This is a genomic window from Pedobacter sp. KACC 23697 (assembly GCF_045348445.1).
Classification (GTDB): domain Bacteria; phylum Bacteroidota; class Bacteroidia; order Sphingobacteriales; family Sphingobacteriaceae; genus Pedobacter.
Window position 1 is genome coordinate 46,899 of the sequence record NZ_CP157485.1, and the last position, 22,349, is coordinate 69,247.

General features: G+C 40.2%; 12 protein-coding genes. 11 read left to right on the top strand and 1 reads right to left on the bottom strand.

Going from position 1 to position 22,349, the window contains the following annotated elements; genetic code table 11:
- Positions 1–103: 103 nt before the first annotated feature.
- The 7 genes from ABEG20_RS00215 to ABEG20_RS00245 all read left to right on the top strand — a co-directional run bounded on the left by ABEG20_RS00215 (position 104) and on the right by ABEG20_RS00245 (position 15,137).
- A complete protein-coding gene (locus ABEG20_RS00215) occupies positions 104–421 on the top strand; it encodes a DUF6660 family protein (protein WP_406825410.1) in 318 nt (105 codons plus the stop codon).
- A gap of 113 nt (positions 422–534) precedes the next feature.
- A complete protein-coding gene (locus tag ABEG20_RS00220; protein ID WP_406825411.1) occupies positions 535–4,911 on the top strand; it encodes a CusA/CzcA family heavy metal efflux RND transporter in 4,377 nt (1,458 codons plus the stop codon).
- Between the two features lie 11 nt (positions 4,912–4,922).
- A complete protein-coding gene (locus ABEG20_RS00225; protein ID WP_406825412.1) occupies positions 4,923–6,095 on the top strand; it encodes an efflux RND transporter periplasmic adaptor subunit in 1,173 nt (390 codons plus the stop codon).
- A 589-nt stretch (positions 6,096–6,684) separates the two neighbouring features.
- Entirely contained in the window at positions 6,685–12,504 is a 5,820-nt protein-coding gene (locus ABEG20_RS00230) for an FG-GAP-like repeat-containing protein (protein ID WP_406825413.1), read from the top strand.
- A 1-nt stretch (position 12,505) separates the two neighbouring features.
- Positions 12,506–13,186, top strand: coding sequence for a hypothetical protein (locus ABEG20_RS00235; RefSeq protein ID WP_406825414.1), 681 nt, complete (start codon positions 12,506–12,508; stop codon positions 13,184–13,186).
- Between the two features lie 477 nt (positions 13,187–13,663).
- Positions 13,664–13,819, top strand: coding sequence for a helix-turn-helix domain-containing protein (locus tag ABEG20_RS00240; RefSeq protein WP_406827377.1), 156 nt, complete (start codon positions 13,664–13,666; stop codon positions 13,817–13,819).
- Positions 13,820–14,018: 199 nt separating this feature from the next.
- Positions 14,019–15,137, top strand: a complete 1,119-nt coding sequence (locus ABEG20_RS00245; RefSeq protein WP_406825415.1) for a Gfo/Idh/MocA family protein — start codon at positions 14,019–14,021, stop codon at positions 15,135–15,137.
- A gap of 115 nt (positions 15,138–15,252) precedes the next feature.
- On the opposite strand, the gene ABEG20_RS00250 is transcribed toward ABEG20_RS00245, so the two are convergent.
- Entirely contained in the window at positions 15,253–15,930 is a 678-nt protein-coding gene (locus ABEG20_RS00250) for a DUF4397 domain-containing protein (RefSeq protein ID WP_406825416.1), read from the bottom strand.
- Positions 15,931–16,289: 359 nt separating this feature from the next.
- On the opposite strand from ABEG20_RS00250, the gene ABEG20_RS00255 reads away from it, so the two are divergent.
- From ABEG20_RS00255 to ABEG20_RS00270, 4 genes are all read left to right on the top strand, one after another.
- On the top strand, positions 16,290–17,156 hold the full coding sequence (locus ABEG20_RS00255) for a DUF5694 domain-containing protein (RefSeq protein ID WP_406825417.1): 867 nt from the start codon (positions 16,290–16,292) through the stop codon (positions 17,154–17,156).
- Positions 17,157–17,502: 346 nt separating this feature from the next.
- Entirely contained in the window at positions 17,503–20,091 is a 2,589-nt protein-coding gene (locus ABEG20_RS00260; RefSeq protein ID WP_406825418.1) for a phosphatidylglycerol lysyltransferase domain-containing protein, read from the top strand.
- Between the two features lie 10 nt (positions 20,092–20,101).
- Positions 20,102–21,535: an AcvB/VirJ family lysyl-phosphatidylglycerol hydrolase gene (locus tag ABEG20_RS00265; RefSeq protein ID WP_406825419.1), complete on the top strand. Its 1,434-nt coding sequence runs from the start codon at positions 20,102–20,104 to the stop codon at positions 21,533–21,535.
- A 16-nt stretch (positions 21,536–21,551) separates the two neighbouring features.
- On the top strand, positions 21,552–22,187 hold the full coding sequence (locus ABEG20_RS00270) for an MgtC/SapB family protein (protein WP_406825420.1): 636 nt from the start codon (positions 21,552–21,554) through the stop codon (positions 22,185–22,187).
- Positions 22,188–22,349: the final 162 nt, after the last annotated feature.

The window sequence follows — 22,349 nt, forward strand, 5'->3', positions numbered from 1 at the left end:
GTCTACTTGTAGAGGTGATAATTTTTTACTTTTAAAAAAGTATAGTGATTTAATAAAAACCAGCTTTGTAAATTAAATACTTAAATCACTACATTTGCCCTTAGTGAAAAACTTTGTATTCCTTTTTTCTTTTTACCTGATCCTTCTGGGCCTAATGCCCTGTCAGGACAAAGAAGATATGGTTTCCAGGTCTCACACCGAAAGCATTGTGCACAGCGATCAATCAAAAGCCGGGCATATGCATGGCGAATCCTGTCCGCCATTCTGCAGCTGTGCCTGCTGCTCGGTCGGTCAGCACTTCCCATCCGAAAAGTTAACAAACCTGATTGTTCCGGTGTTCCGGAAACCATACCCGGTTTTCCAGTGCTCGGCATTGAAAAAACAACCACTCGATATTTGGCAACCGCCTAAACTCATTTAATCAATCTTTCATCTCATGGCGATGTCCATGAAAATGATTATGCTACGTACATGCATATTTTGCACCATAAGTGCAATGATGCCTGCTATTTATTGATTTTGATTAAACTGACAATGCTGAACAGAATAATACAGTTCTCCATCAGGCAAAAACTGCTGGTGGGAATTATGATACTGGCGCTCATAGCCTGGGGTATATATTCCCTCAGGCAGCTGCCCATAGATGCCCTTCCTGATATTACCAATAACCAGGTCCAGATTATTACCGCCTCGCCAAGCAACGGCGCAGAAGATATTGAGCGCTTTGTCACCTACCCGGTTGAGCAGACTATGGCTACTATTCCCGGAATAGAGGAAGTCCGTTCCTTTAGCAGGTTTGGCCTTTCAGTTGTTACGGTAGTGTTTAAGGAAAATGTAGAGATTTACTGGGCCCGCCAACAGGTAAGTGAAAGACTTACCGAGGTAGAAAGGGCTATTCCGAAAGGGATCGGCACCCCTGAGATTGCGCCATTAACTACCGGACTTGGAGAAATTTACCAATATGTAATCCACCCTAAAAAAGGATATGAAAAAAAATATGATGCCACAGCGCTCCGCACCATTCAAGACTGGATTGTTCGCCGCCAGCTCCTGGGCGTAGAGGGCATAGCAGATGTAAGCAGTTTTGGAGGGTACCTTAAGCAATATGAAATTGCCCTTAATCCCGACAAGCTCAGAAGTATGGATATATCCATCAGCGATATTTTTAAGGCGCTTGAAAAAAATAATCAGAACACCGGTGGCTCTTACATTGATAAGAAGCCCAATGCCTATTTTATCAGAAGCGAGGGACTCATTAACAGTATAGAAGACATTGAGAACATCGTTGTTCGGACCAATGAGAACAGTATTCCGGTGCTGATCCGAAACGTTGCTGAGGTAAGGATCGGTGCGGCCACCAGGTACGGTGCCATGACCAGAAATGATCAGGGCGAGGTAGTAGGAGCAGTAGTGATGATGCTAAAAGGCGCTAACTCTTCGAAGGTTATTGCGAATGTCAAAACCCGGATGGATCAGATCGCGAAGAATCTTCCGGAGGGCGTGGTGATCGAGCCATTCCTAGACCGTACAAAGTTGGTAGACAGTGCCATTGGTACGGTGACCAAAAACCTGGCAGAAGGTGCATTGATTGTGATTTTTGTATTGGTACTGCTTTTGGGGAATTTCCGTGCCGGATTGATTGTGGCTTCGGTTATTCCGCTTGCCATGCTTTTTGCCATCTGCCTGATGAACCTTTTTGGTGTCAGCGGAAACCTGATGAGCCTTGGTGCCATAGATTTTGGGCTGATCGTAGATGGAGCAGTGATCATAGTGGAGGCATCTCTCCACCATCTGGGTATCCGAAAAAATAAAAGTAGATTAAGTCAGCAGGAGATGGATGCAGAGATTTTTGAATCTGCTTCCAAAATTCGTAACAGTGCTGCTTTCGGCGAAATCATTATCCTGATCGTTTACCTGCCGATTCTGGCATTGGTCGGTATAGAAGGCAAGATGTTCAGGCCAATGGCCCAAACGGTCGCTTTTGCTATCCTGGGTGCTTTTATCTTATCATTAACTTATGTGCCGATGATGAGTGCGCTGTTTCTAAATAAAACCATCAGCACCAAAAGAAATATCTCAGACAGGATCATGTCCTTTTTTCAAAGGGTATATTCGCCAATGCTCAATTTTGCACTTCGGGCAAGAGTGGCCGTGGTAGGTATTGCGTTGGGGTTATTTGTGCTTGGCCTCATCATTTTTAATTACCTGGGTGCAGAATTTATTCCAACATTGGAAGAGGGCGATTTTGCCGTCGAAACCAGGGTGCTTACCGGAAGCAGTTTATCACAAACCATTGAGGCCGCTACACGGGCTGCAAAAGTGTTAAAAGCAAATTTCCCTGAAGTAAAAGAGGTTATCGGGAAGATTGGTTCCAGCGAGATTCCTACCGACCCTATGCCGGTAGAGGCCTGCGATCTGATGATTATTTTAAAGGATAAGGGGGATTGGACCAGTGCTTCAACCAGGGATGAACTTGCCGGAAAAATGCAGGCCAAACTTGAACAGTACATTCCTGGCGTGACCTTCGGGTTCCAGCAGCCCATCCAGATGCGGTTCAATGAACTGATGACTGGTGCAAGGCAGGATGTGGTGATTAAGATATATGGAGAGGATTTTTCGAAGCTGAGTACATATGCAGCAAAGATCGGTGCTATTGCAGGGAAAATTGAGGGTGCCCAGGATGTTTATGTGGAACAGGCTTCAGGACTTCCGCAGGTGATCATCAAATTTCATAGGGAGAAGATTGCACAGTTCGGACTGAACATCGAGGATGTGAATACGGCTATCCGTTCAGGCTTTGCCGGAGAAGTGGCTGGCCTGGTATTCGAAGGCGAAAAACGGTTCGATATGGTTGTCCGCCTGGAAAAAGAAAACAGGCAGTCGCTTGAAGATGTGAAAAATCTGTTTGTAACTGCGCCCAATGGTAACCAGATTCCGCTGGAGCAACTGGCTGATATCCAGTATAGGGAAGGCCCGAACCAGATTCAGCGCGATGATGCAAAGCGGCGCATTACCGTTGGCTTTAATGTGCGGGGAAGAGATGTGGAAAGTATTGTAAAGGAAATCCAGCAGAAGATTGATACAGAGGTTAAGTTTTCACCAGGTTATTATCCAACTTTTGGCGGTACTTTTGAGAACCTGCAGGCAGCGAATAAAAGATTAGGTGTTGCAGTGCCACTGGCCTTACTGCTCATCTTACTGTTGCTTTATCTTACTTTTTCATCCATTAAACACGCACTTTTAATTTTTACCGCAATCCCGTTATCGGCTATTGGTGGTGTATTCGCCCTATGGGCACGGGGCATGCCATTTAGTATCTCAGCTGGCATAGGCTTTATAGCGTTATTTGGTGTGGCGGTACTTAATGGTATTGTTCTCATCAGTGAATTTAACAGGTTAAAAAAAGAAGGAATGAAAGATATGCTAGAAATTATCAGAACAGGAACCTCAGTCAGGCTTCGTCCGGTTATTATGACGGCCCTTGTAGCCTCTCTGGGCTTTCTTCCAATGGCCATCTCGGGTGGCAGCGGTGCCGAAGTGCAACGCCCATTGGCAACGGTTGTTATTGGCGGACTCATCTCTGCAACATTGTTAACCCTTTTGGTGCTTCCGGTGCTTTATATCTGGATAGAAAAAATAGGGCGTAAAAAAGTAAAAATCTTACCGGTCGCAGGCATTATAGTTGTGTTTATTACTTTGTTTGGATTGCAGCCTGCTCAGGCGCAAACAGCGCTAACCCTAAAACAGGCGGTATCTTCGGCACTGGAAAACAACCGGGCAATTAACGGAGCTAACCTTGGTGTAGGGTTGCAACAGGCACTCAGGAAAGGCGCTTTCGAAATACCAAAAACAGAAGTATCTATGCTTTACGGGCAATACAATAGTCTGGTTAAAAACGACAATAACATTACCATTTCGCAAAATATTCCCTTTCCAACGCTTTTTGCTGCAAATGCGGCATTAAGTGATGAACGTATCAAAGCGGGCCAGCTGCAAGTTGCTTCCAGTAAAAACGAACTTGTTTTTCAGGTAAAAACGGTCTACACGAATCTCCAGTACCTTTATTCTAAAGAGAAACTACTGCTTGAGCAAGACAGTATTTATAAAGGTTTTGTAAAATCGGCTTCGTTGAAGTATAAAACAGGAGAGGGCAACCTGCTTGAAAAGGTAGCCGCAGAAACACAGCTGAAGGATGTACAAAGCCTGCTTGACCAAAATGGATCTGATATCGAAATTTATAAAGCGCAGCTTGCTACACTTCTTGGTCGGGGTGGCTTACCCTTAATTGCGGACAGGTTTTTAGCCGAAACTCCTGAAATTTCTATCGGTGATACTGCGCTTCTACATGAAAACCCGGCCATTGCCTATTTCAGGCAGCAGATTGTAATTGCCGAAAAACAGCGTAGCGTAGAAGTGGCCAAAGCTTTACCCGATTTTACCCTTGGCTATTTCAACCAATCGCTAACCGGTTTTCAAAACGTTAATGGAAACGAGGTTTTCTTTAGTCGTGATAAACGTTTTCAGGGATTCCAGGTAGGGCTTTCCGTTCCGTTATTTTACAGGGGCTATTCAGCAAAGGCAAAGGCTGCATCAATTAACCGTGATATTGCCTCTAACGATCTGGAACTCCAGCAGCGAAAACTAACAGGCCAATATCAGCAAGCCCTGGGCGAATACCTGAAAAACAGGAAACGTTACGATTATTTTATCACTTCGGCGCTGGCCAATGCGGCGTTGATCTTAAAAAATAGCCGAATTGCCTACCAGAACGGAGAAATAGGCTATTCGGAATATTTGCTGAACCTTAAACAAGCAAATGGAATTTATGAGGGGCGCCTGCTGGCCCTGCTCCAGTTAAGTCAGAGCATCAATCAGTTAGCGTTTTTAACCGGTAATAACCAATCATTTTAAGCATAAATATCATGAGATCCATATATAAATATTTTATTTTGGTAGCCTTTCTGTTTTATTTGGCTGGCTGTAGCCGTCGCAGTAAAGAAAAGGAACCCGAAAAAGAAACCGTTCACGAAAAGAGCGACATCATAACCCTTACTCCGGAGCAATACAAGTTATCGGAAATTACCCTCGGCAGTATTGAACTGAAGGAATTAAGCGGCACAACAAAAGTAAATGGCATGCTTGACCTCCCGCCACAAAGCCTGGTATCGATATCGACACCGCTGGAAGGGATTTTAAAAAGTACCGATATGCTGCAGGGAAAACGTGTAGCCAAAGGGGCACTCATAGCGGTTATGCAAAATCCGGAATTTATTCAGATGCAACAGGATTATCTGGATTATAAAAGCCAACTACAGTTCCTGAGGGAGGAGTTAGACCGCCAGGAAGAATTGGCAAAAGAAAACGTAAATTCTAAAAAAGCATTGCAGAAAGCAAGAAGCGAATACCAGAGTGTAAGTGCAAGACTGTTGGGACAACGATCTAAACTTTCCATCATGAATGTTAATTTTTCAGCGTTGGAAAAAGGACAGATCCAGAAGACTTTTAACCTGTATACGCCAATTGCAGGTTACGTTATACAGGTTAATACCAATATGGGTGCCTTTGCCAGTACAACAGATGTATTGTTTAAAATTGCAGATACCGAACATTTACATGCAGAACTTACGGTGTTTGAAAAAGATGTACCCAAGCTTAAACTGGGGCAAAAGGTTCGGTTTGTACTCGCTAACGAAGAAAAGGAACGTATGGCTACGGTTTATCTGATCGGCAGGGAAATCAGTAAAGAGCGTACTGTGCAAATCCACTGTCACCTGGATCAGGAAGATACACAACTGCTCCCGGGCATGTACCTTAAAGCTTATGTAGAAAGCGGCATGAATAAGGTTGAAGCACTACCAGATGTGGCAATTGTTGAATTTGATGGTAAAAAGTTCATATTTATAGATCAATCCGCTGAAAAGGATAATAAAACTTATCGCTACAGGATGATAGAAGTAAAAACGGGTGTTGCCGAGAATGGTTACACCCAGGTTTCTTTTGCAGAACAGATTAATGATGCAAAGGTAGTGGTAAAGGGCGCATACGACTTATTAAGCAAGGTGAAAAATACCGAAGAAGAAGGGGAGGGACATTAAAATCAAAAAAAAGCCTTTGTTTTTATTTTTCATTGATTTGATAGTATTGAGTCTGTAGACTCAATACTATTCATACGCCTTAGAGACGTTTCGGTTGACGCTAAGGAGAGGTGGGTTAGAACGATTCTGTCCTAACCATTTTGGATCTGCTAACTAAGGCCTCCGGTATCAATTCGTCAAAACAAAATAAATCTGTTTTACAGTATGTTTCTATTTATGTAAAATCGATCTGTGTGTATAGTTTCAAAATTATTTACATTCACTTTTCAACTTCTATAAGTCATTTCGGAATTTGTTTGGAGTGCTTGTTAACATTTTTTTTGAATTCGGAGAAGTCAATGCTAATAGTGTTGTCTCTAGAATAATATCATAATGTTTAGCCTTTGAATATATGATTTTTAGATTTTGCTAATTTTTTAGTTTAGCAATACTTTTTTGACCATAAGATATAGTCTTATTAATTTTAGGATACCAACTTTTATTACCTGTTCATAGTCATAAATCTAGATCAGGCTGAACTAAACAAGGAAACTATTTTTGCCACTCAAAAAATAATCCATAGCTTAGGTATTTAATTTAGCTCTTATTAATGAAACGCCTTATTGTTTTTTTTCTGTGCTTTACGGCATGGTATAATTCATATTCACAAGTTCCTGTTATCAATTCTTTTTCGCCTTTGTCTGGTAATACTGGAACATCTGTTACAATTAATGGGGATAATTTCGGTACAACTGTAGAGAACAACATTGTTTATTTTGCAGGGGTGAAGGCTCAGGTAACATCTGCCACTCCGAATCGGCTCACTATACTCATTCCCAAAACAGGATCAGTAGGAACCTTCAATGTACTAAACAAAACTACAGGACTCGCTGTATCTGCTACAAATAGTTTTATTACAACCTATTCAAGAAAAGACAGGATATATGCGTCTGATTTTGACATTGAAAGTACTAGAAATATTGGTTCTTTTATCTCTTCCATTATTGCTTCTGATCTGGATGGTGATGGAAAGAAAGATCTTATATTTATTAAGACGGGAACTGGTTCTGGATCTATTTCCATCTTATCCAATACCAGCACTTCTGAGTTATTAAATTCCTCATCATTTTCAACTTCAATAAATTTACCAACGAAATACAACGCTGAAAGCCTCGCAATAGCAGATATGGATGGCGACGGTAAACCAGATATTATTGTTGTGGAAAACGGTGTCATAAGTATATTGAAAAATAATATTTCATCAGGGATAAGTGCAGAGGCTTTCACAAAGACTGAAGTTATTTCAAACAATGATCCTGGAAAAAAATTAGCTGTTAGTGACATGGATGGCGATGGCAGACCGGATATATTAATTGGAACTATTGGTATAACCATTTATAAAAATAATTGTAGCCCTAATCAAATTTTAGATAACTCATTTGCTTCGAAGACAACAATTTCTGGTAATGGAGACATCGGTCGTATAATTGTTACGGATATGAATAATGATGGGAAACCAGAAATTCTTACTTCAGGTGGGGTAGGTAATTTTATAAATATATTTTACAACGGGATTGTAAATAGTGTCTTAAGCTCAGATGCTTTTTCACTAACCAGATTGGATGTTGCAAGTAATTCTGTACTTGCAATCGCTGATATTGATGGCGACGGGAAAAAAGATTTGGCTATTGCGCAAAGAAGTGCTAAATACCTGCGCATTTACAAAAATATTTATGAGTCGGGAAAATTTACAAATAGTTCGATTAGCCTTATGTCTAAATATTACATCGGCAACGATCCCTGGGATATAGTAACAGATGATATAGACGGAGATGGTAAAATTGATATTATGACAACGAGTGTTAGCGATAGCAGGGTTTCAATATTTAAAAACATATATTCACCAGCAAATCCCAACAAACCTTGGTTCGAAAACATTACATTTTATAGTTTTTCGAATTCTCCTTATACTTTACTTTCAGAAGATTTGAACAATGATGGAACACCTGATTTGATTGCTCTTAACCGCGATAATTCCATTACATTTAGGAAAAATAAAGAGTCATTAGTACCTACAATTGCATCAATTGAGCCTATAATGGCCTCGGTTGGTGCAACAATAACAATTAGCGGGCATAACTTCGGAGAAACTATTGCAGATAATGTCGTCTTGTTTGCCGGTAGAAAGGCTGAAATAATTTCGGCAAGTAATTCTTTAATTACTGTAAAAGTGCCGTTGGGAGCTGCTTCCGCTATGGTAAGCGTGCAGAATAAAAACTCAAAGCGTACTGCACGTTACAGTAGGTTGTTTAAATACGTTTATCGCAAGCCTAAAGATATAAGTGCTGCGGATTTTGGGTTTCGATTGAGGATGACGATGCCACCTGATTATCTCGGCAATAAAATACAATTTAAAGATTTGGATGCAGATGGCTTTCCGGATATGATTTACCGGGCTGAAGATAAAAGGGTAATTATTCAGAAAAACAGCGGTAGCGGCAACATAGATTGTGCGCTTTTTGGCGACAAGGTAACTTTGGCAACTGACGTAGGCGACGATGCATTCAGGATCGAAGATCTGGATGATGATGGTTTGCCGGATATCCTTGTCTGGCAACAAATGAATACACTTTTTTATAAAAATAAATCTACAATCGGAAATATCGATTTTGAAAGCCCCAGATCATTGCCCCAAATGGGGCTAAATGCTATTGATATTGATGGAGATGGAAAAATCGATTTTTTTCCTTACCGAAATGTTACGGGCGAAAATACACCAACTTTGGCTTTTAAAAAAGTAATGAATGATTATGTTACTCCGATAGATATAAATGGGGATAGCAAGCCAGACCTCCTTACTTATAATAATTACAGTCTGGGTATTTCCTTAAATAGAACCACGCCTGGAATGGTAAGTGATTCATTATTTCAAAAGGTTGCTACAGTACCTAGCAGTTTCGAATATAAATTTAAAGATTTAAACAATGATGGTAAACCTGATATGCTCTTTAGTGAGTATTATATGAGGAATACCAGTACCTCAGCCTCATCAATAAGTTTTTCAAATAAAATAGAATTAGTAACCAATCCTAACGACAACGGTGATGGGCGTTTTGATACTAATAACCGGGTGTACGAAGATCTTAACGGAGATGGATTGGATGATGCCATCAGGGGTAAGAATGCTTTTTTAACGGAATGGCAGGACACTTTATTCGTTTATCAGAATAAAACAGTTGGTATAGAAGATCCAAAATATAATGCATTTGTTAAGTTTAATGCACGTAATGAAGTAGCCTATGGTGGGACTATTTCAACTCCTTCATTAGAAGCGTACCTAGATTTAAATAATGATGGCAAAGCGGACATGGTATGGCGGAGCGATAGAAACAGCTTAATTTTCTTTGAGAACACTACGTTCTCAGAAGAAGATACCCCACCAGTTATTACTTCGTTTAGTCCGGCTATGGCTGCTATAAAATCCAAGGTAACCATTACAGGCGCTAATTTTAACCCTGTTCCGGAAAAAAACCTCGTTTATTTCGGAGCTGTAAATGCAAAAATAATTTCTGGAAACGCAACACAATTAATAGTTGAAGTGCCTCCAGGGGCCGTTTATGATTTTATTAGTGTATTAAATATTGAGAACAAATTACGCGCTACAACCACGAAATACTTTACAGTACAGCTGGGTACCGGTAATGGTGCTGCTTTTACAGATGTATCTTTTAAAATTAAGGAGAATCTGTTTGTCAGACCACAGGTTTACAGCGCAACGGCTGCAGATCTTGACAATGATGGGACTGCAGAAATTGTAGTTGGTGCTACTAATGCTGATAAAAAGTTCACCATTTATAAGGCTGGATCAAGTGATGCTGATCATTTTCCAGAAAACTTCAATAAAGCAAGAGAGATAGATGTGGATAAAGCGAGCTATTACATGAAAATTGCTGATCTGGACGGAGATGGCAAGCCGGAAGTGATTACTCTTAATGACAAGATATCCATCTACGAAAACACAAGTACAAAAGCATGTAACCTAACATTTCTACCTGATATCTTAGATGATAATACCCGCTTTCAGCGGTTTTACCTTGGAGATGTTAATAATGATGGTAAGATCGATATTGTTGCTCCTGACGTTGGTCCAAACCTGCGGATATACTTAAATAATTCGAAAAGGGGAAGCGTTAGTTTCGACCCATATACCCGTGTAGTGTTACCGATAGATGAAATGTATTCAACCAGCTGGGGGTATGAACTTGCAGATCTGGATAATGATGGCCTGATTGATCTGATTGTTTCTGGATCAAATGGCACGAAAAGAATATGTGTATTCCGAAACACAACAGTTCCGGGAAGTAATACGCTTACATTTGCAACACCATTTTACCGTGGGATAGCAGCTGATGCAGGGCATATAGTTGCCCGTGATTTTGATGGCGATGGTAAAACAGATCTGATTTCGCTACAATATAAATACATGCTTTTGCTCAGAAATACCTCAACAACTGGTAATATCAATTTTGAACCAACGGTATCCATCGCAACTGATTTCCCAGCCCAATTTGTTGACTCGGGAGACTTTAATGGTGATGGAAAGCCCGATCTTGCTATAGCTTCTGTTAATGAGGAAAATCCAGCTATATATTTTTATAAAAACATTGCTAAAGCAGGAATATTCGATGAAACATCGTTTAGCAAGCCGTTAATTTTTACATTGCCTCAGGTTTGCCGTATTGCCACAATAGCAGATTTTAATAAAGACGGAAAGGCTGATTTATTGGTGGTGAATGCCGGACAAAAGCCCAAATCACCAGCCCTGCTGATGAACCAGATTCTATCATCTGATTTAATTTTGACGACATCTGATGGTTTCACTAATTATACAAGTAAATTGCCTGCGGTTGCTATAGATCCTGATGTTACCGTAATGAATAAAGGTACTGAACAAATAACGGGGGCTACGGTAAAATTTATAGATAGTTTTGATGAAGGTGATTTAATTGCCTTGAAAACGGACGCTTCTACTGAAAATATTGTTGGGGTTTACGACAAAATAAAAGGGCAGCTTAATCTTTCATCGACAAGTAATACTACTTCTTTGGCGCAGTGGCAAACAGCGTTAAGAAAAGTTACTTATTTAAGCACATCAAATTCAAAAGGCGAAAAAACAATAGGCTTTTCAGTTACATCGGTGGCTGTACAAAGTTTGCTGGCCATGAAAATAATTAAAGTAATTGAGCTACCATTGCCGATTTTAAAAAACTTCATACCAAAAGTTGCAACCGACGGAATGACTGTAACTATTTTGGGCGAAAACTTCAACAACTTGACAAGTGTAGATTTTGCTGCCGTAAAAGCAGAATCTTTTACTTCAACAGCAAACGAAATTAAAGCTATTGTTGGCAATGGAGCCAGTGGCGATATCACGATAAGCACACTTGCGGGAAGCGTAGTTGGTAAAGATTTTATTTATGTGCCAACGCCAAAACTTATAGCTAAGGGCAAAACGACTTTTTTTCAGGGTGAATCTATTGAACTCAGGGTGTTGCCAGAAACCGGTTACAGCTATATATGGAAGAAGAATGGAGTAAAAATTCCAGGTGTTGTTGGTTCATCATATACCGCTTCCGAATCTGCTGCTTATCAGGTAGAAATTAGCGATCATGGACTAACACTTGCTTCAAATTTGGTCGAAATAGAGGCGATATATAATCTTCCTGCAGATAATTTTAAAATCTCTACAAGTTCAGTTACTTGTAAAGGCAATAATAATGGGAGTATAATTTTAACTGCCGAAAAGAATTTAAATTATACACTAAAACTTGTTAACGGATTAACGGTAACTACAAAGCTATTTACAACTGGTGTTACAATAAACGATCTGCCAGCTGGCACCTATACCTTATGTATTACAATTGATAACCAAAATAATTATAAGCAATGCTTTGAAGCTGTGGTAGCGGAACCTAAAGCGTTAACACTGTATGCCAGCATTGACCAGAGTGATAAAAAAGTGGCACTAGCGCTTACAGGAGCTGCAAATTATAACCTATTGCTTAACGGAAAAGCATATCACTCAACGAGTGGCCAACTTTCATTACCATTAAATAATGGCATAAATTCACTTAGCGTAAGTTCCGATTTGCCTTGTCAAGGTGTGTTAAATAAAACATTTATTATTTCCGATAAAATTAATATCCGTCCAAATCCGGTGGAAAGGCTACTTTATATCAACCTTCCAAATGAAACGTCACAAAATGTGAATGTTAAAATCTTTAATACAATGGGGGTTCAGCTTTACAATAAAGACCATCAAAGTGATGGGGATATCACACTTGATTTACAAAATCTAGTCCCTGGGATGTACATTCTTAAGATTAAAATGCATGAAAGCGAGTCTATAATAAAATTTCTAAAAAATTAAGATGAAGAAATTAATCATTGCGATGCTGTTAATTGTTACGTTTGGATGTAAAAAAGAATCAAAACCAAATGAAGAAGAATCAGTTCTTGGGGTAGTAACACTCGTAAAGCCAAACCAAAATGAACTATGTAATTCGGGAGTAGTAATTTCTGATCAGATAAGTCAGGTTAAGTTTGAGTGGCTTCCGGCTGCCAATGCCAAAACTTATATACTAACAATAAAGAACTTAGAAAACGGAGAATCTGCTCAATATAGCTCAGCTAATACAAGTCTAGACGTTAGATTAGCGCGCAATACACCATTCTCTTGGTTTGTTACCGCCTCATCAGATGTCTTCAGTACCAAAAGTGATATTTGGCGAATGTATAATTCCGGAATAGGAACAACATCCCATATTCCTTATCCTGCCGATAATATGTTGCCGACGATGGGCACAATTGTTAGTCCAACAGCTGGTAAAGTTTTGTTAAGCTGGGTGGGTTTGGATGTAGATGGTGATATTGTCGATTACGATGTTTTCTTTGGTACTACTACAGCGCCAAGTTTACTAAAGAGCAATTTGATTAATAATCAATTGGAGGTAAGTGTGGCAGCTAAAACCAAATTTTATTGGAAAGTTATAACCAGGGATAAAAATGGAAATACTTCTGAGAGTATTGTTTATCAATTTACAACTATTTAATGGCTTACACTATTAAAATTTTTATCTGATTCTGAAGATATTTGAGATTTCGGTAGAAGTGATCGCGCTAATCTTGCAATAGACTTTTAAAGTACAGCTTTCCCTGATAACTTTTAAACCATCAAAAAATATTTTGTAGCCAAGCAAAAACAATGTGATGCCTGTCAAAATAAAAAGTACATTCCGTTAATTCTTTTAGGCTGTATGCCATACGCCTGATCATTTTTTGAACGAGATTGCCAATTAATTGAAAGGATAAACAAAATCCCTTAAACTGACTATAGCCACTTTTGTAAATAACAATTACATACTCGACAAAAAGCCTATGGCACTATCAGGTTTAGGCATTTTTCATACCATCATTGGTATCATAGCTATTGCAGCGGCAATTATTTCTTTTTTCATTGCATAATTTAAACGTTTCCTCTGTTAAACGCGAATTCGCAAAACATTACAACAGTACCCTTTGCCAACTATATCAAAACTAAAAGACTTGAAAAGGCTGCAGAATTGCTGCTTATTTCGGACGAAAGAATTAAAGACGTTGCTTTTGATTGTGGCTTTAACGATCTGGCTAATTTTACCAAAAGCTTTCGCGATAAATATACACCGGGTGAGTTTCGTTCAAGGTAGAGGTATTGTACATTTGCACATAGCTGAGTAGTAGTATGGTGTAGAGGAACAAAGCATCCTTAAATATATCCTGAAAACTAAATGTAGCTGTTTAGTGTTACCTATCATAAAGCAAATCAATTCATTAAGCAGCAAAAATATTTGATTGTACGTATGGATTGATGCTTTTTCCGGATAAGGGATATAACTAAAGGGCAATATGAATACCAGAAGAGATTTTCTACAAAAAATGGGCGCATCAGCATTGATGTTGCAATTAAGTTCCATATCGGCATTTGCTGAAGCTCCCGAAGAAATCAAGCAGCCATATGAGGGTAGGGTACTCCGGGTAGCCATTATGGGATTAGGCGGGTATGGCACCCGTGTTGCGGAGGCGATGAAAGCTTGTACCAAAGCTAAACTGGTTGGTGTAATTAGTGGTACACCTTCAAAAATTAAGGATTGGCAAGCCAGGTACAATATCCCGGAAACGAATTGTTATCACTATGAGAACTTCGACCAGGTGAAAAATAATCCTGATATAGATGCGATTTACGTGACTACGCCAAATGCGTTGCACCATGACCAGGTTATTCGTATCGCGAAAGCCGGAAAGCACGCCATATGCGAAAAGCCGATGGCATTAAATGCAAAAGAAGGTCAAGAGATGGTTGATGCCTGTAAAAAGGCTAATGTGAAGTTACTGGTCGGTTATCGGATGCATTTCGAACCCCGTACACTTGAAGTGATCCGGATGCGGAATACCGGTGATTTCGGTAAGATTATGTTTTTCCAGGGACAATGTGGTTTTAAAATAGGCGATCCTACGCAGTGGCGATTAAATAAATCGCTTGCGGGCGGTGGATCGATGATGGATATCGGAATTTATGCAATTAACGGCGCAAGATATATGGTAGGCGAGGAGCCAATTTGGGTAACGGCCCAGGAAACCAAAACCGATCCTGTTAAGTTTAAAGAAGGCGTGGATGAAACCATACAATTTCAAATGGGTTTCCCTAGCGGTGCGGTAGCCTCTTGCTTGTCTAGTTACAACATCAATCACCTGGATAGATTTTTTATGAGTGGTGATAAGGGATTTGCAGAAATGCAACCTTCTACTGGTTATGGCCCAATCAAGGGTCGGACACACCAGGGCGAACTCATGCAGCCGGTAACCACGCATCAAACGGTACAGATGGACGAAATGGCCACCATTATTTTTGAAAATAAACAACCGGTAGTTTCTGTAAACGGCGAGGAAGGCGTAAGAGACCTTAAAATCATTGATGCCATTTATGAGGCCGTAAAAACAGGAAAAAAAATTAAACTGATGGCTTAAACGAACGGATTAAACAGCGTGGTAGCGAAAATTAGTTAATGGTCATGACAGGAAAAGTGAAAGAAAAATCATCCTATATATCTCGTTTAAAAAAAAGCGGCCCGGGCCGCTTTTTTTATTTCTGAACAATAATATGGTACCTGGCTTTGGTAGTTGTTGAACTATCAAACCAAATGGTGTAAATTTTTCCTGCCTGCAATTCAGATCCTGCAATCGTTGTGGTTTCCAATGAGCCAGAAATGTTAATATTTAAGCTGGTATTGGCATCAATGGTTTGATAAGCTGAAGCCGCTTTGAAAGCCAAGGCAGAGAGGATGCTGGTACCGGTAGAGGTGGTTACATTAATAGTACTGCTTAACATCGGTGCCACATTAATAAAACGAACTTTTGCTTTGCCACTCACGGTATTATCGTCATTGGCGTAGGTGTTAATGGCCATTGTGCCGTCCGCTTGTTTAACCAAAAAAGCTGTTTGTGAAGAATTTTCGCTAGCATTTACATTTGCAGATGCTGTTACCGTTGCAGATCCTGAATTTTTAAAGGCAATAGTTTTACTTCCGGCTGCGGTAGTAATATCCGTTGCAGTATTGGAATAGGCAATAGCTGATGCATTAACTTTAACGTCATTAATGTAAGCATCCTGGGCTGCTGATCCATCAACAGTATTCACAAAAGATATTCTGGCATTGGCACTTAGATCATTGTTTCTGTCTTTTTTACATGATGAAATCGAAAGAACCACTGCTGCGGCTACCGCAAGACGGGTAATTAAAGAATTAGTTTTAAGTTTCATGATTTATTTAATTTAATCCGCTGAATCTTTTCAAAAAAAATGCCCTAACGAATGTTATGTTGATGATGTGTTGAAAAGTGCCTGTAAATCAGATTGTTGTGTTAATTTTCTAAATCTTGTATTTTGTCACAGCAATGTCTAAAAAACGATTCATTGTGTAACAGCATTAGTACATTGCGAGCATTTCCATTTGATGATTAGCTTATTTCATACTGTGGGCATCCATATTTAAAACACAAAAGTGATGGTACGGGAAAAATAGCAGTTAAAAGAAAAGCCATGGTAGATCAGCCAAATTGTAAACCATGTGCAACATTCAAAATGCATCGATGTCTTATTTGCAAAACATTGAAAATAGTATGAAAAACAAGATCTTCAACAAGCTGGCAACCTTATCATTTCTATTGCTAATGTATGTGTCCACTATTTCTGCGCAGGAAAATAAAAGTTTGTGGCTATCAGGGTCGCCCTTTCCTCAAAAACGCGCTCAGGTGTTGTTTGTAGGGACTTTTCATTTTCACTACCCGGGATTAGATGCACATGTAACAGCAGATCGTGATAAAGTTGATGTGCTTTCAGCCTCCAGGCAAAAGCAACTTACCGCATTGGTTAAATACATTGAAAAATTTAAACCTACAAAAATAGCAATCGAGGCAGTCCCGGAATGGGAAGCTACATCGAAACTAAGAGCGTATAAATCAGGGTCGCACCGCCTGGAACGCGATGAACGGTATCAGCTGGGCATGCGGATCGCGAGTGAACTGAAACTGGACACCATTTATTCCATTGATGACCATTCCATGGTTTCGGAACTAAGCAAGATAAATCCGGATTATTTCAAAGTTTTGTTCAAAGATTATGACTATAAAAGCGACGACCCTTATGCAAAGATGTATGAACGGTGGTATAAGGCTGAAGACAGCTTGCGCGGCAAAACAAGCCTTTTAGACTTTTTTAAATACACAAATTCAAAAATGCATCATCAGCTCGGACATGGTGCTTATCTCGTAGGGGATTTTAAGTTGGATAATAAAAGAGGAGCAGATGCGCTGGCCATCAATTGGTATAGCAGGAATTTACGAATCTTTAGAAATCTTCAAAACATTACTGAAAGTTCAAATGACCGGATTCTGGTGATATTCGGAAACGGGCATGGTTCTATCCTAAGGCAGTTATTGGAGAGTTCGCCGGAATATGAGTTCGTCGAGTTTAACAGCTTAAAATAACTGCCTGGCATTATCAATATTAAATGCGTAGGAATTCATGGAGGAGAAAGAATAAAGGAGGTTGATGTAAAAGATAAATATTGCTGGATTCAATCGGGGCGAATGCCTAATTTAATACCCAAAGAAGAACCTGAAAGGCTAAGTTCAGCTTTTTTGCCTGTTATCTTTTTCTAATCGGTCACTAAGGGATTAAATAAATCTGCTATAGTCCATTGGCTTATCATGCGTTGGTCTGCATCAATCTGAAGTGCACCAATATCATCTTCAACCACAAATTAAACAGGGCATGATATTTTTTTACTATTGAATGGATTTGTTTATTTTAGGCATAGCAGATACTCAACCTATGATCAAGCTGAACCATCAATACTTTAAGTCCAGGAATTACTATGCCAAGGAAATTCTTGGTTTTATTTTTATCCTTTTTGCCATTTTCTTTTTCCGCCATCAGCGGCATGAGCTTCACCAGATTGGAGGAATACTTCGCTCATCGAATACGCTTATGGTTGTACTTGGCATTATGCTAACCATAGTTTACTGCCTCTGCCACGCCATCATGTATCGTTATAGCTTTAAAACCATAGGCGCCAACATTAATTTGGGTGAGGGGGTAAAGCTTTTTCTTAAAAGAAATTTCGTTAGTGTTTTTCTGCCTGGTGGAGGCGTTACTTCCCTGGCCTTTTTCTCAGGCGAAATAGAAAAAAGTGGGGTGAGTCGCACACGGATTAGTTTAGCGTCCTATATCTATGGTCTTGTGGGGATTTTTACGGTATTTATCGTTACCATTCCGGTAATGGTTTATCTGCTCTTCACCAAACAACAGCTAAATGGCGATTTACTGGCTTTTGCTGCACTTAGTTTAACCATTATTCTTTTGATAGGTTTAAGTATTTCGCTGCTCCGGAAAGGCTGGGCATATCAAAAACTTATCCGCTTTCGGCCAGATACCGAACTTATTTTGGAAGAAATCGCTGCAAGTAATTTTTCTTCCGCTGCGCTGATCAAAACCATATTAATCTCCTTATTTATTGAGTTCGCCGGCATTGCCCACCTTGTTATTGCAATGGAAGCACTGGGCATATCAGGACATCTGGATGCAGCTGTTGTTGGCTACGTCATTGCTACCCTGTTTCTGGTAATCTCACCATTTTTAAAAGGACTTGGTGCCGTGGAGCTCAGTCTTGTACTCGTGCTAAAGCGGTATGGCCTGGATACTACCCAGGCTGCAGCGATTACCTTTCTTTACCGCTTGTTTGAATTTTGGTTACCATTGGTTTTTGGTGCGCTGAGCTTTATTTTAAATAAAAGAAATATTGTGCTGCGCATTTGGCCCGCGTTGATGCTTTTTACTTTGGGTATAGTTGACATTGTTTCTGTATTGACTCCGGCTCTTAAAGGACGGCTGGATATACTTACAAATTTTTTGCCTGTTGAGGCGCTTAGGCTATCAAACGGATTGGTCTTGCTCATTGGTGTGCTACAGCTCATCACCGCTGCATTTTTGTTGAGAGGGATGAGGAGTGCCTGGAATATTGCTGTTTTGCTCTGCATACTGGCCATTGGCGGAAACCTGATAAAAGGCCTGGATTATGAAGAGGCGTTGCTGGCGCTTACCGTGCTAGTGGTACTGCTGCTCACCCGGAAGCAATATTATGTTAAAGCAAACCGTAATTTGCAGAATTTTAGTTTGGGCATTGCACTTATAATCTTTGCTGCAGTTACGGTTTATGGTATAGTTGGATTTTACTTTCTTGATAAAAGGCATTTCGGTATTGATTTTTCTTTAGAAAATGCGATTCGCAGCACTTTTGATAATTTCATATTGCTCAATTCTGGTGGGCTTGTTGCCAAAACCCATTTCGCCACTCTGTTTTTAAATTCTATACGGTTACTTGGTGCCGGATCGATTTTGCTCCTCGTTTATGGTTCCATTAAACCCTATCTTTTTGAGGATAGGGTTGAGGAAGAAGAATTGGAAGAAGCGAAACAACTACTGGAAAAATATGGCCGTTCTGCTGTTGATTATTTTAAGACCTACAGTGACAAACTTTTCTTTTTTTCAGAAAGCCGCGATGGTTTCATAGCCTACCGAGCCTCTGGTGATTTCGCCATCGCTTTAGAGGGGCCGGTATGTGCAAATCAAGAAGATGTAAAGCTAGGCATACTCCGGGAGTTTGAGCAGTTCTGTCTGCAGAACGGACTTAAGGCAGCTTATTACCGTGTAGATGGTAAAGAAATTGGGCTGTATGAAAAATTGGGAAGGAAAAATATGATCATTGGCCAGGAAGCCATAGTAGATTTGCAGGGTTTTAGTCTGGAAGGGGGCGCGAGAAAATCATTAAGAAATGCGTTAAGCAGTATTCAGAAAAAGGGTTTTGTGATTAAAACCTATCTTCCTCCGGTAAAGTCAGGCATCCTGCAGAAAGTTAGACAGGTGAGCGATGACTGGCTGATCAGCCTCGAAAGGGAAGAAATGGTTTTTTCTCAGGGCAGGTTTGATGAAAATGAACTCAAAAATCAGCCGCTTTTATCTTTAGAAAATGAGGATGAAAAGATTGTCGCATTTTTGAATATTATTCCCGATTATACACCTGGTGAACTCACCTATGATTTGATCCGTAAGACCACAGATGCGCCTGGTGGCAATATGGATGCGCTCATTGTCGAACTCATCGCTTATGGTAAAGCCAACGGATATAAATCTTTGAATATGGGCATGGCACCACTTTCAGGCATTGAGAAAGGCAGGGATCTTCCGGAACAGGCTGTAAAGTTTGCCTATGAGAAGCTGCGCATGTTCAGCCACTACCATGGCCTTCGCGATTTTAAGCAGAAATTTTCTCCTGCCTGGGAAGACAGGTTTTTAGTTTATGATACCCATTTTGATCTCTTAAGACTTCCATCAGCATTAAATGCTGTAATGAAAGCCGACTAAAATTTTCATTATGAAAAAATATAATTTATTTCCAAAGTGTATTCACCTGCAAATATCCTTGTGTACAGCCGTAGTATTGCTACTGATTTTAAGTTCGTCCAACGTTATGGCAGCAGCATCTGCCGATACGCTGTCGTATGCCGGATTTGGAAAGCTTAGGCTCTATAAATCAGAGAAAACAGTAGAAAATGTGATCATCTGTATTTCAGGGGATGGAGGATGGAATGCGGGCATTGAAGGGATTGCTTTGCACTTAAAAGACGAACACACGCTTTTAATCGGGGTAGATATCAGGCCGGTTTTTCGTGCCATGAATAAAAGTGCAGCTTCCTGTTTATATCCCGCTGCAGATTTTGAGCGTATGAGCCAGTTTATTCAAAAAAAGCTGGGCTACAAGACCTATAATGTTCCTGTACTTTTGGGTTATTCTTCAGGGGCTACATTGGTGTATGGTTTATTGGCCCAGGCACCGCAAAATACGTTCAGGGCCGGAATTGTACTTGGCTTTTGTCCAGACATCAATATTAAAAAACCCTTATGTAAGGGTTCTGGTAAATTTACAGTGGTGAAACGTAAGGATACCAAGGGTTATGATATTGGCGCTGCGGGCAATCTTTCTGCACCGCTTATTTCGCTTCAGGGCGAGAATGATAAGATTTGCAATTATGCCTCTACAACCAGCTTTTTAAAAAATGTGGGCAATGCGAAGGTTGTATCGCTTCCGGGCGTTGGTCACGGTTATGGAAATGAGAAAAACTGGGTTCCCCAGCTGATGTCGGCCTATAAGGAAATTATTCAGAACCAGGAAAAGGGAATCCCCGTTGGAGCAATGCGGAAATTAGATCTTCCCCTTCACCTTACGGAGGCAAAAATAACCGGCGGCGATGATATGGTCGTATTTATTTCCGGGGATGGCGGCTGGACGGGTTATGATCAGCAAACGGTTAATGCTTTTGCAGAACGGGGAGCCCCGGTTGTGGGCCTCGATGCATTGAAGTATTTCTGGGAAAAGAAAAGCCCATCACAGCTTGCTGAAGATGTGACCAAAATTATAGAAACTTATGCCGGGCAGTGGAAAAAGCAAAAAGTGATTTTGGTAGGTTATTCTTTTGGAGCAGATGTAATGAGTTTTGCTTACAATAGATTGCCTGAAAACCTAAGGCATAATGTATTGGCATTAGGATTGCTTTCGCCATCAAAAGATACCGACTTTGAGATTCATGTTTCAGATCTGCTAAGTTTTGGAAACCATGAGAATGGATTTTCTGTACCGGCAGAAATCAACCGTGTACAGGGAACTAAGGTGGTCTGCTTTTTTGGAAAAGAAGAGACCGATCTTCCTGTGAAAGCGATTTCAACTGAAAAAGCGAAGATTATTTACCTTCAGGGTGGCCACCATTATGTAAACAGCTTTGACATTATCGCAACTGAGCTTATACCTTGATTTTTATTAATATTTTATGGACTTCGATTTTGAAATTCTGATCCGTTTTTTGCTGGCTATTTTATGGGGTGGTCTGGTCGGCGCAGAGCGTGAATACAGGGGCAAGGCAGCAGGATTCCGCACAACCATACTGATTTCTTTCGGCTCTTGTTTTTTTACACTGATGTCGAGCGTTATTGGCGGTACCGGAAACCCAGACCGGATAGCAGCCAATATTGTTACGGGAATAGGGTTTTTAGGCGCAGGTGTAATTTTTAGGGGAGAAAACCGGGTAAACGGGATCACAACTGCTGCCAGTATTTGGGCTGTTGCAGCCGTAGGCATGGGCATTGGCGGAGGCTATTATTTCGCTGCGGGTTGTGCGAGTGTACTCATTCTTTTTGTACTGGCAGTGCTGTCGTTTTTTGAAAGGCAGATCGACTCTTTTAACCAGTCACGTACCTTTTTAGCGAAGGGTAATCTTGCTGCCGATATTCAGTATAATTGCGAACAAATGATCAAGGCCAATAAACTGAGGGCAAAGTTGCTCAAAAGAATTCGTGAATCTGATCAGGTTATTATTACCTGGCAGATTCAGGGACATTCTAAAAATTTAGAAGCTTTTGTTGATCAGGCGATGAAAGCTGAATTTATTGAGCGTATAGAATGTTAACTATTTTAATCTTCAAAATAAGCTGCGTTGAGCACAAATACAGCATTTGGATGGGTCCCCAATCTGAAACGATTGTTTCGGATTGGGGAATCTATTAATATTGAGCAGAAATATGCTAAGCTGGTTGATGTTCTTATTTATCCGTTGGGCCGGTTTTTAGGG

Bases quoted from the DNA above. Each gene is read 5' to 3' on its own strand.
- ABEG20_RS00235 (WP_406825414.1), top strand. From the start codon at position 12,506: ATGAAGAAATTAATCATTGCGATGCTGTTAATTGTTACGTTTGGATGT.
- ABEG20_RS00225 (WP_406825412.1), top strand. From the start codon at position 4,923: ATGAGATCCATATATAAATATTTTATTTTGGTAGCCTTTCTGTTTTAT.
- ABEG20_RS00230 (WP_406825413.1), top strand. From the start codon at position 6,685: ATGAAACGCCTTATTGTTTTTTTTCTGTGCTTTACGGCATGGTATAAT.
- ABEG20_RS00255 (WP_406825417.1), top strand. From the start codon at position 16,290: ATGAAAAACAAGATCTTCAACAAGCTGGCAACCTTATCATTTCTATTG.
- ABEG20_RS00220 (WP_406825411.1), top strand. From the start codon at position 535: ATGCTGAACAGAATAATACAGTTCTCCATCAGGCAAAAACTGCTGGTG.
- ABEG20_RS00260 (WP_406825418.1), top strand. From the start codon at position 17,503: ATGATCAAGCTGAACCATCAATACTTTAAGTCCAGGAATTACTATGCC.
- ABEG20_RS00250 (WP_406825416.1), bottom strand. From the start codon at position 15,930: ATGAAACTTAAAACTAATTCTTTAATTACCCGTCTTGCGGTAGCCGCA.
- ABEG20_RS00245 (WP_406825415.1), top strand. From the start codon at position 14,019: ATGAATACCAGAAGAGATTTTCTACAAAAAATGGGCGCATCAGCATTG.
- ABEG20_RS00270 (WP_406825420.1), top strand. From the start codon at position 21,552: ATGGACTTCGATTTTGAAATTCTGATCCGTTTTTTGCTGGCTATTTTA.
- ABEG20_RS00265 (WP_406825419.1), top strand. From the start codon at position 20,102: ATGAAAAAATATAATTTATTTCCAAAGTGTATTCACCTGCAAATATCC.